15 protein-coding genes are annotated in these 14,123 nt (G+C 53.5%); 6 read left to right on the top strand and 9 right to left on the bottom strand.

Translation table 11 applies throughout. The features are described from left to right. Positions 1-57: 57 nt before the first annotated feature. Genes ACOTZP_RS03370 through ACOTZP_RS03360 form a run of 3 tightly spaced genes read left to right on the top strand, consistent with a single transcriptional unit; the run spans position 58 to position 4,105 of the window. The gene (locus ACOTZP_RS03370) at positions 58-1,461 is read left to right on the top strand and encodes a cytochrome ubiquinol oxidase subunit I (RefSeq protein ID WP_063147423.1); all 1,404 of its coding nucleotides are present in this window, start codon (positions 58-60) and stop codon (positions 1,459-1,461) included. Next, positions 1,461-2,471: a cytochrome d ubiquinol oxidase subunit II gene (gene cydB, locus ACOTZP_RS03365; RefSeq protein ID WP_022649265.1), complete on the top strand. Its 1,011-nt coding sequence runs from the start codon at positions 1,461-1,463 to the stop codon at positions 2,469-2,471. Before ACOTZP_RS03370 ends, cydB begins: the two co-directional genes overlap by 1 nt. A gap of 8 nt (positions 2,472-2,479) precedes the next feature. Further along, positions 2,480-4,105 (top strand): alpha-amylase family protein, encoded by a 1,626-nt coding sequence (locus ACOTZP_RS03360; protein ID WP_022649266.1) that lies wholly within the window; start codon positions 2,480-2,482, stop codon positions 4,103-4,105. On the opposite strand, the gene ACOTZP_RS03355 is transcribed toward ACOTZP_RS03360, so the two are convergent. Genes ACOTZP_RS03355 through ACOTZP_RS03340 form a run of 4 tightly spaced genes read right to left on the bottom strand, consistent with a single transcriptional unit; the run spans position 4,106 to position 6,602 of the window. Beyond that, positions 4,106-5,092, bottom strand: coding sequence for an SDR family oxidoreductase (locus ACOTZP_RS03355; protein WP_063147422.1), 987 nt, complete (start codon positions 5,090-5,092; stop codon positions 4,106-4,108). It abuts the gene before it with no gap. 16 nt (positions 5,093-5,108) lie between these two features. After that, positions 5,109-5,627 (bottom strand): 2-oxo-tetronate isomerase, encoded by a 519-nt coding sequence (locus ACOTZP_RS03350; RefSeq protein WP_022649268.1) that lies wholly within the window; start codon positions 5,625-5,627, stop codon positions 5,109-5,111. Positions 5,628-5,642: 15 nt separating this feature from the next. Further along, positions 5,643-6,089, bottom strand: coding sequence for a DUF421 domain-containing protein (locus ACOTZP_RS03345; protein ID WP_421633654.1), 447 nt, complete (start codon positions 6,087-6,089; stop codon positions 5,643-5,645). A gap of 9 nt (positions 6,090-6,098) precedes the next feature. Beyond that, complete coding sequence (locus tag ACOTZP_RS03340) at positions 6,099-6,602, bottom strand: hypothetical protein (protein WP_023298530.1); 504 nt, start codon at positions 6,600-6,602, stop codon at positions 6,099-6,101. Positions 6,603-6,741: 139 nt separating this feature from the next. Here ACOTZP_RS03340 and ACOTZP_RS03335 point away from each other — a divergent pair, with 139 nt between their 5' ends. Both ACOTZP_RS03335 and ACOTZP_RS03330 read left to right on the top strand, forming a co-directional pair. After that, positions 6,742-7,131, top strand: coding sequence for a YdeI family stress tolerance OB fold protein (locus ACOTZP_RS03335; protein WP_022649271.1), 390 nt, complete (start codon positions 6,742-6,744; stop codon positions 7,129-7,131). Positions 7,132-7,192: 61 nt separating this feature from the next. Beyond that, the gene (locus tag ACOTZP_RS03330) at positions 7,193-8,077 is read left to right on the top strand and encodes an SDR family oxidoreductase (RefSeq protein ID WP_022649272.1); all 885 of its coding nucleotides are present in this window, start codon (positions 7,193-7,195) and stop codon (positions 8,075-8,077) included. A 102-nt stretch (positions 8,078-8,179) separates the two neighbouring features. Here ACOTZP_RS03330 and ACOTZP_RS03325 read toward each other — a convergent pair whose 3' ends face one another. Further along, positions 8,180-10,162 (bottom strand): alkyl/aryl-sulfatase, encoded by a 1,983-nt coding sequence (locus tag ACOTZP_RS03325; RefSeq protein WP_271074801.1) that lies wholly within the window; start codon positions 10,160-10,162, stop codon positions 8,180-8,182. Positions 10,163-10,333: 171 nt separating this feature from the next. Here ACOTZP_RS03325 and ACOTZP_RS03320 point away from each other — a divergent pair, with 171 nt between their 5' ends. Further along, on the top strand, positions 10,334-10,732 hold the full coding sequence (locus ACOTZP_RS03320; RefSeq protein WP_022649275.1) for a hypothetical protein: 399 nt from the start codon (positions 10,334-10,336) through the stop codon (positions 10,730-10,732). Positions 10,733-10,790: 58 nt separating this feature from the next. On the opposite strand, the gene ACOTZP_RS03315 is transcribed toward ACOTZP_RS03320, so the two are convergent. From ACOTZP_RS03315 to ACOTZP_RS03300, 4 genes are all read right to left on the bottom strand, one after another. After that, on the bottom strand, positions 10,791-11,402 hold the full coding sequence (locus ACOTZP_RS03315; RefSeq protein WP_022649276.1) for an outer membrane beta-barrel protein: 612 nt from the start codon (positions 11,400-11,402) through the stop codon (positions 10,791-10,793). Between the two features lie 100 nt (positions 11,403-11,502). After that, positions 11,503-12,132: a winged helix-turn-helix transcriptional regulator gene (locus ACOTZP_RS03310; RefSeq protein ID WP_022649277.1), complete on the bottom strand. Its 630-nt coding sequence runs from the start codon at positions 12,130-12,132 to the stop codon at positions 11,503-11,505. Between the two features lie 63 nt (positions 12,133-12,195). After that, positions 12,196-13,371: an OmpP1/FadL family transporter gene (locus tag ACOTZP_RS03305; RefSeq protein WP_063152116.1), complete on the bottom strand. Its 1,176-nt coding sequence runs from the start codon at positions 13,369-13,371 to the stop codon at positions 12,196-12,198. Positions 13,372-13,583: 212 nt separating this feature from the next. Continuing rightward, the gene (locus ACOTZP_RS03300) at positions 13,584-13,727 is read right to left on the bottom strand and encodes a hypothetical protein (protein WP_058676772.1); all 144 of its coding nucleotides are present in this window, start codon (positions 13,725-13,727) and stop codon (positions 13,584-13,586) included. Between the last annotated feature and the right edge of the window lie 396 nt (positions 13,728-14,123).

The raw sequence follows: 14,123 nt of genomic DNA, 5'->3' as shown, positions 1-14,123 counted from the left end.
GCAGCCTGAGGCTGTCTGGCAATGCCTTGTGGGCTATCAGTTCCAGAGGTACGGAGCATGTTCGAGCTTGATGCGTTTCATCTGGCCAGGATACAGTTCGCCTTTACCGTCTCTTTCCATATTCTCTTTCCGGCAATCACCATCGGGCTTGCGAGCTATCTGGTGGTTCTCGAGGGCATGTGGCTTCGCACAAAAAATGATGTCTGGCGCTCGCTTTACCATTTCTGGCTGAAAATTTTCGCCGTTAACTTTGGTATGGGCGTGGTTTCCGGGCTGGTAATGGCTTACCAGTTTGGGACTAACTGGAGCGGATTTTCCCAGTTCGCAGGCAGCATAACCGGCCCTCTGCTCACTTATGAAGTCTTAACCGCCTTCTTCCTCGAAGCCGGTTTCCTGGGCGTGATGTTGTTCGGCTGGAACAAGGTCGGCCCCGGCCTGCACTTCTTTGCCACCTGCATGGTGGCGCTGGGCACGCTGATGTCCACCTTCTGGATCCTCGCCTCCAACAGCTGGATGCACACCCCGCAGGGCTTCAGTATTCAGAACGGTCAGGTCATTCCCGAAGACTGGCTGGCCATTATTTTTAACCCCTCATTCCCTTACCGTCTGATCCATATGTCCATCGCCGCCTTCCTGTGCAGCGCCTTGTTTGTGGGCGCGTCCGGGGCATGGCATCTGCTGCGCGGCAACGACACGCCCGCTATTCGCAAAATGTTCTCCATGGCCATGTGGATGGCGCTGCTGGTCGCGCCCATACAGGCCGTGGTTGGGGATATGCACGGCCTGAATACGCTTGAGCATCAGCCTGCCAAAATCGCCGCGATTGAAGGCCACTGGGAAAATCCGCCCGGCGAGGCTACCCCGCTGCTGCTGTTCGGCGTACCGGATATGGAGGAGGAGCGCACCAAATACGGGCTTGAAATTCCGGCGCTCGGCAGCCTGATCCTGACGCATAGCCTGGATAAACAGGTCCCGGCGCTGAAAGATTTCCCGAAAGAGGACCGCCCGAACTCGCTCATCGTCTTCTGGTCTTTCCGCATTATGGTCGGCATGGGGCTGCTGATGATTACGCTTGGTGTGCTGAGCGTCTGGCTGCGCTATCGCCGCCGACTCTATCACTCGCGACCATTCCACTGGTTTGCCCTGTTCATGGGGCCAGCCGGACTGCTTGCGCTGCTCGCCGGGTGGGTCACCACCGAAGTGGGCCGCCAGCCGTGGGTCGTCTACGGCTATCTGCGCACGATAGATGCGGTGTCTCTGCACAGCACGTTGCAGATGAGCATCAGCCTGCTGGCCTTTATCGTGGTCTACTGTTCGGTGTTTGGCGTGGGTTATGTGTATCTCGCCCGGTTGATTAAGAAAGGTCCGCAGCCTGTGGGCACGCTAACGTCTAATACGTCGGGCACCCCTGCCCGTCCGCTGTCCGCCGCCGAGTCCGTTCCGGAAGAGGAGAAGATCTGATGGGCGTCGATATCCCGGTCATCTGGTTTGCCATTATTGTCTTCGCCACGCTGATGTACATCATCATGGACGGTTTCGATCTCGGTATCGGCATGCTGTTCAGCTTTGTGGGCGATGCCAAAGAGCGCGACGTAATGGTGAACAGCGTCGCACCGGTCTGGGACGGAAATGAAACCTGGCTGGTTCTCGGCGGCGCAGGGTTGTTCGGCGCGTTTCCGCTGGCCTACGCGGTGATTATCGATGCCCTGACCATCCCGCTCACGGCCATGCTGATCGGGCTTATTTTCCGCGGCGTGGCATTTGAGTTTCGCTTTAAGGCGACCCCTTCCCACCGCAAATTCTGGGACTATTCTTTTGCTGGCGGTTCCCTGCTGGCAACCTTCAGCCAGGGGATCGTGGTCGGCGCGATGATCAACGGCTTTGACGTGGAAGGGCGACGCTTTGTGGGCTCCTCGCTGGACTGGTTAACCCCGTTTAACCTGTTCTGCGGGCTGGGTTTGATTGTCGCCTATACCCTGCTGGCTACCACATGGCTGATCATGAAAAGCGAAGGCGCGCTGCAAAACCGGATGCGTGAGCTGACCCGGCACGTGCTGCTGGCACTGATCGCCGTTATTGCGGTGGTGAGTATCTGGACCCCGCTCGGCTGGCAGTTTGTCGCCGAGCGCTGGTTTACACTGCCTAACTTCTTCTGGTTCCTGCCGGTTCCGGTTCTGGTGGCGGTATTCAGCCTGTGGATCTGGCGGCTGACGCGCAATCCCGACAGCCATGCCCGTCCGTTCCTGTTAACGCTGGGCCTGATTTTCCTCGGCTTTAGCGGACTGGGCATCAGCCTGTGGCCACACATTATCCCGCCGCACATCACCCTGTGGGAAGCCGCCGCGCCGCCTGCCAGCCAGCTGTTTATGCTGATCGGCACGCTGTTAATCATCCCGGTGATCCTGGTTTACACCGCCTGGAGCTACTACGTCTTCCGGGGCAAAGTGTCTGATACCGAAGGTTATCACTAAGGATTGCTATGGCAGGCTGGCATACACGCGCCATTATTTACCAGATTGATACCGCCCTGTTTTACGATCTTAACGGCGATGGTTGTGGCGACATCGCCGGGATCGCCGCGAAGTTGCGCTACATCCGCCGGATGGGCGCGACGGTTATCTGGATCACCCCGTTTTACCTCACCCCTTTTCTCGATGAAGGCTATGACGTAAGCGACCATTTGCAGGTCGATCCCCGCTTCGGCAAGCTCAACGATATCATCGCCTTTATTGAACAGGCGCGGGAGCTGGGGATGAAGGTCATTATTGAGCTGCTGATCCAGCACACCTCGGATGCGCATCCCTGGTTTCAGCAAGCCCGCCGCAACCCGCAGTCACCCTACCGTGACTATTATCTCTGGTCTGACACGGACGAGGACGATACGCCACCGATGTTCCCCGGCGTGGAAAAGAGCGTCTGGACATGGGACGACGAAGCGGGGCAATACTACCGGCATATGTTTTATCACCACGAGCCGGATCTCAATCTGGCCTCCCCGGCGGTGCTGAAGGAGGTTGAGAACATCATCATCTTCTGGCTAAAGCTCGGGGTGTCGGGCTTTCGCCTGGATGCAGCGTCGCACCTGACAAAACAGGCCGGGCGTGGAGATGAAAAACGCGGCCTGTGGATCCTGGAGCATCTGCGCCGTCTTATCGAACAGCGCAATCCGGACGCGATCCTGCTCGGCGAAGTCGACGTGGAGGTCGACGCCTACAAAGATTATTTTGGTCAGAATGACCGGCTCAACCTGGTGCTGAATTTCTGGCTCAATAAGTACTTTTACGTCAGCCTTGCAGAGAAGAGCGCACGACCGCTGCGCAACGCGGTGAAAAAGATGATTGTGCCGCCGGACTCCTGCTGTTTTGCCAACTGGCTGCGCAATCATGATGAGCTGGATCTGGAAGGGATAGGCAAAAAAGCGAAGCAGACCGTCATTGATGCCTTCGCCCCTGATGAAGAGATGAGCGTGTATCAGCGAGGGATCCGCCGCCGTCTGGCGCCGATGCTTAAGGGCGATCGAAAGCGGCTGGCCTTTTGCCATGCGGTCTTGTTTTCGCTGCCGGGCGTACCGGTCATGCGCTACGGGGATGAAATTGGAATGGGCGATGATTTAGATCTGGAGGAGCGTTACGCCGTACGCACCCCGATGCAGTGGGCCGGGTCGCAGGGCGGCGGTTTCTCAGATGCCGACCCGAAAACCTTTATCGCCCCAATGATTGACCATGGTCCGTACCGCTATCAAAAAATCAACGTGGCGGATTCGCTGTTGCACCGCAACTCCCTCCTGCACTGCATTATCGATATCGCCAATACGCGCTCGGAGTTTCCTGAGATCGGCGTCGCGCCGTTTCGTCTTATTACTATCGACAACGATGCGGTACTGGGGATCTATTACGAAACCGACACGCGCAGCATTCTGACCTTCGTTAATTTCAGCGATAAGCCCGTTAATTTTACCGCCAGAGGGATCCGGCATGCGACCTGGACCGCATGCCTGGCGGACAAACGCTACGACGACGCGCTGGTATGCGGCAAAACCGTCGCACTTAACCTCAGCGGCTATGGCTACCGCTGGTTCTGGACCGATCGTACCGCACTGCGCTGATTATCGTCTCCGCGAGAGCAGCAGACGCGCCACGATCGCGCCCGTGACGGCGAGGGAGCCGAGCAGCACTTTCCCCGGCATGCCGGAGGTAACGCTGGTGGCGCGCTCTTTTGCTTCGTCGGTGAAATGCCCGTGGATTTTATGCAGATCGTTAACCGGCTGATCCAGATAGTCCTGACGGTCATCCGCATTTAGCGTATCGGTCATCTGCCCTTCCCAGGCCTTTTTAACCATCAGCCGGTCCAGAAAACCGGGGAAAAAAAACTGCCCGACAATCGACTGGACAGTGCTGCTGCCTACCCACAGCTCCCGCACCGGTTTCTGCGCCACCTTAAAAATAGCGCTGGCAGCCACTTCCGGCTGAAACACGGGAGGAACCGGGCGCATCGCCCAGGCAAATTTATTCCTCGCCCACTCGAACTGCGGCGTATTGAGGCCCGGCATCTGTACCATTGCGATCTGCACCCGGCTGTTTTCATGCATCAGCTCGGTGCGTACGGCATCGGTAAATCCGCGGATCGCGGCCTTCGCCCCACAGTAGGCTGACTGCAAGGGAATGGAACGGTAGGCCAGCGCGGAGCCAACCTGAATAATCGTTCCACGATCGCGAGGGGTCATTAACTCCAGCGCGGCGCGGGTGCCGTTAACATAGCCCAGATAGGTCACCTCGGTGACGCGGCGAAACTCCTCCGGGGACATGGTGCGAAACGGCGCCAGCATCCCGCCCATGGCGTTATTCACCCACACATCGATGGCTCCAAGCCGGTATTCAATTTCGTTAGCAGCATCGGTCACCGCCTTGCTGTCCGCCACGTCGGCCTGAACGGCACACGCGTTGATCCCGAAACGGCGCAACTCCTCTTCTGTGGAGCGCAGGCTCTGCTCATCGCGGGCAATAATGCCTACATCGTAGCCCGCTTTAGCAAAGTGCAGCGCCGTGGCTTTCCCCACGCCCGCCGTACCGCCGGTAATAACGATAACAGCCATAGCCTTTCCCCTTGTCTCAGACGTTATCCCATCCGGAGAGTATTTCGATCAGTTCAGACAGCGAATAACGCACCGCTTTTTCCACCACATCCTGACATTCACCGGAAAACAGCACGGTGCGGGTTTCCGTCTGTCCGCGAATATTCCAGCCGAAGCAGACCGTACCGGCTGCCGTGCCATCGTCTCCGCCTTCCGGTCCCGCATAGCCGCTGATGGCAACACCAATATCCGCCTCGGCAATATCGCGAATTTTAGCGGCCATCTCAGTAACCGTTTGTTCACTGACGGCGGTGAAGCGCTCAATCGTTTCGTGCCGCACGCCGAGGATCCTCTCCTTCGCCGCATCGCTGAACACCACCATGCCAACGTCATAAAATTCCGCCGTGTTCTCTTCAGCGCAAAGCGCAACCGCGAGATTACCCCCGGTGCAGGACTCCGCCGTGGTTAGACGCAGTCCTCTTTCTGTGAGCGTCGTGGCAAGCTTTTTCGTCAGCTCGCTGATGGTCGTATTATTATCGTGAATAAGGTTGCTCATGGATGTGCCCCTTAGTTAATTTTCTTCAGGAATAATTGAAATATGGCCGTTACGCTCAAGGATCGCGTACTTAATATCCTTTAATTCCGTTATGCCGTGGTTCTGGCGTGCTGAAACCAATATATCATCGCAGGATACATCGACTTTTTTCAGTTTATCCTCGATGGGAATACCATTCTCTACCAATATCACCGGGGTGCCATCAAGAACATTCTCAACAGAAGAAGAATATTTTTTAATCAGACCAAAAATAATATCCACCACCACGAACGTTGTTATTGTAATCATCGCACCGGTGACGGAAAAATCTTCGCCCAGTAGCGCCTGCTGCGTCGCCTCACTGATAATTAAGAGCAAAATAAGGTCAAAGCTGGTCATTTGCAGCAGGGCGCGCCGTCCGGCGACTTTAAACACGATCACCAGAAACAGGTATATTGCCAGGGCACGAAAAACCATGTCCATATTCGACTCCTAGGGGTAAATAAACTGCCAGAAGCGGATATCTGGCCCGTTGTTTACGCGGATGCTGTTTGTCCATTTCCCTGCTTTTGTCGGCGTGATGAACAGCAGGACGGTGAACTTATCGCTCTGTTTCAGATTGTCGTAAACGAGAAACAAGGTGTTCCCCCGGCTATACATGCTGTCCGGCTGCGGCCAGACGCTGCCCGGCTCATATACGTCGCTGCTTTCGCTGGTCAGGCTGAGAATATATTTACCCTCAGACGTCACCGGAAACGTCAGCGTCATCCGCGATTCGGTCTGGCGGCGGCCGAAGCGCTCATAGCTCAGGTTCAGGGATTTTGCTTCGTTTGTTTTCTCCACGTCGCTAACCGCACCGCTGGAAAACAGGCCGGCTAATGCGGCCACGATAATACCTAACAGTACAATAAAACCCACCTGACGAAATGCATACTCAAACGTCAGTAAACGATAACTCTCTTTTATCCCAGGCACTTTTTCATTTTTTGGTTCCATGGCTTTTGTCACCGTTTCGCTTAATTGCCGAAATTTTTGATTTTTCTACGCAAATGCTTTTAAGACTTATCACATTTGCCACATAAAGGAATAGCAACAATACTTAATAAGTCAAGACATCCAAAATTAAGGATATCAGATGAAATTATCAGTGATTTCAGCCTTGTTAATATTAATTATCCCTTCCGCATGGGCAGATAATAACGGCGGGTTACAAAAGGGTGAAGCGCCGCCACCGCCGCATGCCCTGGACAGTGGTTATCGTGGTACTGACGATGCGCGCATTATGACCATTACTCAGGCAAAAGAGATGCATGATGGCGCCTCTATTTCACTGCGCGGCAATCTTATTGATGGCAATGGCGATAAATACGTATTCCAGGATAAAACCGGGAAAATCGACGTTATTATCCCAAAAGCCGTATTTGACGACAGAACCGTGGAACCTGACAACATGATCAGTATTAGCGGCTCGCTCGATAAAAAATCATCCCCACCCGTAGTGCGGGTCAGCCACTTGCAAAAATAATTCAGCGAAGCGTTAACGCTGTAACTATCCATCTAATCTCACCCCTAACAAGGAGTTAGCTATGAGTGATAATGAACAACGTACGAACGCTTACCCAACGCCACCTTTCCCGGAGCAGCCCCAGACGCCACCGGGCCTGGCCTCTGAAATGGACCCTGTTCCCGATCACGGCGAGACAAGCTACAAAGGGCATGGCCGGCTTACCGGTAAGAAGGCGCTAATTACCGGGGGCGATTCCGGCATCGGACGCGCGGTAGCCATTGCCTATGCCCGCGAAGGGGCAGATGTCGCCATTAACTATTTGCCGGAAGAGGAAGAAGACGCTGCGGAAGTGATCGCCCTGATTAAAGCGGAAGGACGGAATGCCGTCGCGCTTCCGGGCGATGTGCGGGACGAAACTTTTTGTCAGAACCTGGTGGAACAGGCCGTCGGAAAACTGGGCGGGCTGGACATCCTGGTGAATAACGCAGGCCGCCAGCAGTATCGTGAGACGCTGGAAGAACTGACCACGGAAGATTTTGACGCGACCTTTAAAACCAACGTCTATGCGCCTTTCTGGATCACAAAGGCGGCGTTGCGCCACATGAAAGCTCCCGCTTCCATCATTAATACCTCATCTGTACAGGCGGTAAAACCGAGCGCCGTACTGCTTGACTATGCGCAGACCAAAGCCTGTCTCGCGGTGTTTACCAAAGCGCTGGCGAAACAGCTGGGTCCGAAAGGGATCCGCGTGAACGCGGTAGCGCCCGGACCTTACTGGACCGTGCTCCAGCCCAGCGGTGGGCAGCCACAGGAAAAAGTGAAACATTTTGGCGAGAGTACCCCTCTGGGACGCCCGGGACAGCCTGTGGAGATCGCACCGCTGTATGTCACTCTGGCCTCGGATGAGTGTTCATACACCTCCGGGCAGGTCTGGTGTTCAGACGGCGGGGATGGCGTCATCTAGCGCTTAAGCAGCGCAGAGTGTAGGCCGGGTAAGGCGAAGCCGCCACCCGGCAAATTGTTGCTGGCGAATGCTAAAAGGCTGCGAAAGCAGCCTTTTTTACTTTTAAGGGGTGACGACAGGAAACCAGAAACTGAAGCTCTCCATGCAGCGCAGCATTTCGTCTACCTTCGCGGCGTTGCCGACGATCGTCACCTCTCCTGCCTGTTGCGCCTTTTTCAGCGTGGTCTCCTTAAGGATGATTTTGTTCAGCGTTTCGCGGCTGAGCGTAATGGTTGCATCCGGATCTTCTGCCTGGATATTGGCACTGTGGTTTAGCACGCCATTCTCCAGCTCCAGCTTATACCTGCCGCCCTCGCGGCCTAAATCAACGTTAAAAACGCCTCTGGCATTCGCTGCTCTGACGCCGTTAAGATGAACGCCGAAGTAGTCAAAAATCATCTCAGTCGACATGGCACGGACCGCATCCGGGCTGGCGGTTTTGGGCGTCGGCTTTATCTTCACGCCGTTACGCAACTCTTGCGCACCGGTGAGGTAGGCGTTACGCCACGGCCCTGACTCCGCATGGTATCCCAGCTGTTCAAACGCATCGGCTTCCAGTTCGCGCGCCGCTTTATTATTCGGATCGGCAAAAACGACTTTACTGACCACCTGAGCCACCCAGCGATAATTCCCCCGGGCATAATCGACACGGGCTTTTTCAAGGATCGCGCGGGCTCCGCCCATGTAATCGACATACTTTTTCGCCGCCTCGACCGGAGGCAGTTCATCGAGCGTCGCCGGATTGCCGTCGAACCAGCCAAGATAGTAGACATAGGTGGCTTTGACGTTGTTGCTTACCGAGCCGTAATAGCCACGGCCTGCCCAGGATTTAGCCAGCCCGTAAGGCAGGGCGAAATTAGCGGCTATTTCATCCCTCGTCAGCCCCTTATTCGCCAGTCTGAGCGTCTGGTCGTTGATATAGCGGTAGATATCACGCTGGCTTTTCATCAGCTTCACCACTTTTTTGTTACCCCACGTGGGCCAGTGGTGCTGCGCGATAATGATTTCCGCTTTATCACCCCAACGATCGATGGCGTTATTGATGTACTTTGACCATGCCAGCGGATCGTGTATTTTCGCCCCGCGCAGCGAGTAGGTATTGTGCAGGGTGTGAGTGACGTTCTCTGCTGCTTCGATCAGCTTTTTCTCTTCCACATACCAGAGCATTTCAGACGGTGCTTCCGATTCCGGCGTCAGCATAAAGTCATAGGTGAGACCGTCAATGACCTCTTTCTGCTCCTCTTCGGTAATAGAGTGAGTGGGCGCGATGAGCGTGACCGTTCCGGCTGAGGTGGTCGTCCCCAGACCTGCCCCCACCTGCCCCTTCACACCGGGCTTCAGCAGGTTTCCGTGGATATAGCTGGCACGGCGGCTCATGGCGTTTCCGGCCATGATATTTTCCGATACCGCCTCTTCCATAAAACCGGCTGGCGCATAGACTTTCACTTTGCCGGACATTACCCCGGCTTCATCAATTACGCCACGCACGCCGCCATAATGATCGACGTGGCTATGGGTATAAATAACGGCAACAACCGGACGTTTGCCGCGATGCTTAACGTAAAGATCCAAGCCCGCTTTAGCCGTTTCCGCAGACACCAGCGGATCGATAACCGTGATCCCCTCTTTGCCCTCTATGATTGTCATATTCGACAGATCGAGGTTGCGGATCTGGTAGACGCCTTCCGTGACTTCAAACAGACCGCCGATATTATTCAGCTGCGCCTGACGCCACAGGCTCGGGTTGACGGTATCCGGCGCTTTTTGCCCTTCTTTGATAAAAGCGTATTTCTGGGGATTCCAGATAACGGCGCCTTTTTCACCTTTAATCACCGCAGGTGGCAGCGGGGCAATAAAGCCTTTATGCGCATTTCGGAAATCGGTTTTATCAAAGAAGGGCAGTTGACCATAAAGTGCATCATTCATGTGTTTCGTATGGGCAGTAGCTTCCTTCACCTCCTTTTGTGCCAGGACAGGCAATGAGATCAACGAGGCCAATAGCAGACCAGCAACGGCCATCGCACTAACGAGAGTTTTAAATTTCATACATCCTCGAGGCGTCATATTCACGCTGGCGGTACATGGGGGGAAAGGAGGCTATCACCGGGCTTTTCTTTTACCTATGGAAATAACGTTTATAAATAAATAAGTTTATTCTTTCGTCGCTGCGGCCTTCAGGGATAATGCTGAGTCCAATTATTTCCCCGGAGTGATTCGATGAAGAGCCTGCCGTTCTTTTTCGCTATATTAAGTCTGAGCACATTAACAGCATGTAGCTCTCCACCACCAGACAACGTTGAAAAGATTAATCATCTGCAAATTCCGCTGGTATTACCGGGGGAAAAACCGCCGCAGGCACAGATATCTCATATCGCGTCTCTTTATCAGGAAAATAAACAGCAGATCGATAACTTAACGCGCAGCGTAAAATCACAGTATCTTCAGGACACTACCGCAAAAGAAATTTTTGTTGCGGACAGCGCTGTTCAACGCGTTTACGCCTCGCTGACCAAACTGGAACAGTTAGATATGGTTAATCAGCAATACCTGAAAGACAATAATGTCACGGGCCTGCAAAATATTCATATTATGCTTGAACCGTTATTCGCCAGCTGACAACAAAAAACCCGGCAACATAGCAGCCGGGTTTTTCTTAATCGCCATATCACATGCATCAGTCGTACTGACCAAAGCGATAGCTAAGCCCTGCGGTGACGGAACTCAGGTCGCTGCTCACACCGATCTGGTTTGCATTACCCACATTGCTTACCCACTGATATTCCAGGCGGCCAGCCCAGTTTTTATTGAAGGCGTATTCAGTACCCACAGCTGCAAGCGGGCGCACACCGGTTTCAAAACGATTGTGACCACTTACATCGGATTCAGCGCGATAGCCCATCGCACCGGCACGGCCGTAGATATCCCAGTCATTGGTTAAGGCATAGCTGGCCTTCAGGGACATTTGCAGACCCTGCGTCTTCATTTGCGCCCCTGCGCCATGCTGACCCTTGATCTGCATGTTGCCTAAATAATCATAACCGCCTTCTACCGCAAGCCATGGGGTAATCTGGTAACCCGTATAAACACCCCCACCGACATTATCATGGTCAAAATCGAAGTGGTCGGAATTATTGTTATCAAACGCTTTTGAACCCATATTGGTATCAAAATAGTGTGACCAGCCGAATTTCGCTCCGCCATACCAGGTGCCCGCATCAGCGGCGGCGAACGCGGAAGTGGCGGTAAACGCATTAACCATAATCAAAGCGAGAACTGTCTTTTTCATAAATATACCGTTTACTTAATAAAGATAAACCTTAGAAAGCAAACGATATAGAAAATTAACAGCCTCGTTAATTCCATTTCTGTTTAATTTTAAACTTCCCCTAGAATGATTCAGGTAAGTGTCTGACTTCAAGCAAATACCCACCGCGCTTAAAGGAGATATATTCTCCCTGTTTAAGGGCGGATAATACATTGAGTATACTACTGCGAGAAAGCAGCGTACGATCCTGAATATATTCCAGTATCGTGGTACGCAAACGCGTCTCCTCCGGGAGCAAAATCATTTCCTGAAGGTGGTTACGAATAACGGAATAGGTACGCTGCTGGAGTACCTGCGCATCACGGAATATCAAATAGGCCGTATGGTATGAGAGCAGCGCTGCGACATCCTCCCAGACGCCCTCGGCACGGAATAACTCGGCCGCCTTGTCCGCATCGAGACGTAAAATGGTCGACTCCCTTTCCGCACGGAGAAAATGGCCTTGCGTAGGCTGGATCATCTCAGCAATACCAAACAAATGCGGCTCGTAAACGGTCACGACCACCAGTCCATCCGATGTCCGCAGCAGGGACAGCTCCCCTTCCAGAAAGAGGTACATCTGCTGTTTCCCCTTCCGTAACCAGGTGAGTCGCTTACGTGGAACAACGTGCACTTTCTCCGCTATCGGCTCAAGGATAGCGGTCAGTCGTTCGATGGATTTTTCGGGTCGAACAGGCGGTAAAATATGCATGGTACAACCTTCTGACATTCAGTATCTGCCATTATAGACCATATATTTTAAGCGGTTAGCCGATCAAAACTGGTAGCTGTAGTTGACGCTGGCAAACCAAAGATAAGGATGGTCGTAACTTCCGGCAAACGCCACCGGCGATTTCACATGCGACGACTGCATATGAAGATACGACACGGCAATACCAATATTGCTGGCCGGGGTGATCTGATACTGGGCTCCCGTACCAAATCGCCACTCATCGCCGGTAGGTAAGGTTAAGGCCACATCGCTCTGGCTTTCATACGGCGAGCTGTCGAACGCCACACCGGCATTCAGTCGCCATTGAGGCGTTGGACGATACTGCACGCCCACCGCACCGTGCCACGTGTCCTTCAGGCGGCTGACGTTGTTCAGCTGCTGGTCCCCGACGACGATTTGCGGCGCGCCGAACTGGCTCCAGTCCTGCCAGCCGAGATCGCCCATAACCGACCACTGCGGGTTAATGTCATGCACAAGGCTGAGCATAATTTGCTGCGGCGCGCTGATTTGTGCTGACACCGGCAGGTCGTAGGTGCCGTTCTGTAGACGCGCGTTGCCGTCAATATTGAAGCTGTAGTCCGTTTCGCTGTTCCAGGTAATACCAGCTCGGGTCTGGTCAGTTAGCTGCATCAGCAGCCCAAGCCGATAGCTCATGGCCAGGTCTTCATCTCGTCGCCGGTAGTCATCATCGTTAACGCTGCGAGTCAGCGAGAAGTAACCGTAGTTAACGTTGGCGGACGCGCCAATCGAAAGACGGTCGTTAAGCTTATAGGCTAGCGAGGGGCTGAGCGTCATGGCTACCATGGTACTCTTTTTAATCAGCCTGTCGCCCGCCCAGCTGCCGTAGTCGATCCCCAGGCCGTAATTACCGTAAAGCCCGACCCCGGCATAAAGATTATCGGTCACCTTCTGGCTATAAAAGGCGCTGGCATTCGGGATGGTTTTCATCACATCGCCGGGGCTTTGATGGGCATCGTTATCCAGCTGGTTGTCGATGGAGCCATCCATAACCTGTAACCCACCTGTGACAATATGATCCGGTAAGCGCGTCATGCCAGCCGGGTTGGTCATAATTGTAGAGGCATCCTGCGCACGAGCCGCCTGCCCTGCTCCGGCAAGCGCGGTATCTTCGGTGCCAGCTTCATAAAAATAGAGGGCGCTGGCATGGGCACTGGAGGCAGCTAATAAGCCAGCGCACAGGAGGAGTCGTGTTTTCATCTGCGATCCGGGAAATAAAAAATTTGCCGACAGATATAACAGGGGCGATTGATTACGTAAAAAGAAAGAGGGTTTAATTTTAAATTATGCGCGCGCGTAATTATATTTATGACACTCCAGCGACAGCCGGAACAAAGGCACCGTGATTCTGCATGCACCAGGAGAGGAATTTCTTACAATGCCGTTTGTACTCGTTCGGCTTAAGACAAGCGTTACTCACTACTGGGATCGCCCTTATCCTCTCGCATGGATTCGATAAACTCCCGTTGCTCCGGTGTGAGTTCAAGCTCATCCAGCAGGCGATCTAACTCTTCTTCAGGCGATTCCTTTTGATTCTTTCTCTTCCCGCTAGCCATACTCACCCTTGAGTTATTAGGATTAATCTCAGGGTATCCAGGGTACAGGAAATGTGCAACTTAGCGTGTTATGCCATGAGTGATTCGTTGTTTAGCAAAAGAAGGCTTTTTACTACGAAAAGAGAGCTTTGTGACTGTTGCAATAAAGCGAGGCAAATTGCAACGTAAGCAAAGCGGTGTGAGGCAGTGGCAACACCAGAATATTTCATGCAGGTCCAGTGAAATTATTAGGCGGTTAATCGTTCCACTCAGCGGATCTATAATAGAGCTGTAGTGGTCAACTAAAACGGGCCACGGCTTTAGATTTTTTCCAGTATCGGTTTTCCGATTCGTTTGGCGGTAACCCACCGTTATAGTCATGCGGCCTGAGCGAGCTGTAATACCCGACGATATAGT

The organism is Enterobacter cloacae complex sp. SYL001 (assembly GCF_049237025.1).
GTDB classification, from domain to species: domain Bacteria; phylum Pseudomonadota; class Gammaproteobacteria; order Enterobacterales; family Enterobacteriaceae; genus Enterobacter; species Enterobacter intestinihominis.
Note: the sequence above shows the minus strand (reverse complement) of the source record. Positions and strands in the feature narration are given on the sequence as shown.

Excerpts from the sequence above, each read along its gene's own strand:
- ACOTZP_RS03350 (WP_022649268.1), bottom strand. The coding sequence starts at position 5,627 with ATGAGCAACCTTATTCACGATAATAATACGACCATCAGCGAGCTGACG.
- ACOTZP_RS03330 (WP_022649272.1), top strand. The coding sequence starts at position 7,193 with ATGAGTGATAATGAACAACGTACGAACGCTTACCCAACGCCACCTTTC.
- ACOTZP_RS03355 (WP_063147422.1), bottom strand. The coding sequence starts at position 5,092 with ATGGCTGTTATCGTTATTACCGGCGGTACGGCGGGCGTGGGGAAAGCC.
- ACOTZP_RS03340 (WP_023298530.1), bottom strand. The coding sequence starts at position 6,602 with ATGGAACCAAAAAATGAAAAAGTGCCTGGGATAAAAGAGAGTTATCGT.
- ACOTZP_RS03300 (WP_058676772.1), bottom strand. The coding sequence starts at position 13,727 with ATGGCTAGCGGGAAGAGAAAGAATCAAAAGGAATCGCCTGAAGAAGAG.
- ACOTZP_RS03310 (WP_022649277.1), bottom strand. The coding sequence starts at position 12,132 with ATGCATATTTTACCGCCTGTTCGACCCGAAAAATCCATCGAACGACTG.
- ACOTZP_RS03320 (WP_022649275.1), top strand. The coding sequence starts at position 10,334 with ATGAAGAGCCTGCCGTTCTTTTTCGCTATATTAAGTCTGAGCACATTA.
- ACOTZP_RS03305 (WP_063152116.1), bottom strand. The coding sequence starts at position 13,371 with ATGAAAACACGACTCCTCCTGTGCGCTGGCTTATTAGCTGCCTCCAGT.
- ACOTZP_RS03325 (WP_271074801.1), bottom strand. The coding sequence starts at position 10,162 with ATGAAATTTAAAACTCTCGTTAGTGCGATGGCCGTTGCTGGTCTGCTA.
- ACOTZP_RS03315 (WP_022649276.1), bottom strand. The coding sequence starts at position 11,402 with ATGAAAAAGACAGTTCTCGCTTTGATTATGGTTAATGCGTTTACCGCC.
- cydB (WP_022649265.1), top strand. The coding sequence starts at position 1,461 with ATGGGCGTCGATATCCCGGTCATCTGGTTTGCCATTATTGTCTTCGCC.
- ACOTZP_RS03335 (WP_022649271.1), top strand. The coding sequence starts at position 6,742 with ATGAAATTATCAGTGATTTCAGCCTTGTTAATATTAATTATCCCTTCC.
- ACOTZP_RS03370 (WP_063147423.1), top strand. The coding sequence starts at position 58 with ATGTTCGAGCTTGATGCGTTTCATCTGGCCAGGATACAGTTCGCCTTT.
- ACOTZP_RS03345 (WP_421633654.1), bottom strand. The coding sequence starts at position 6,089 with ATGGACATGGTTTTTCGTGCCCTGGCAATATACCTGTTTCTGGTGATC.
- ACOTZP_RS03360 (WP_022649266.1), top strand. The coding sequence starts at position 2,480 with ATGGCAGGCTGGCATACACGCGCCATTATTTACCAGATTGATACCGCC.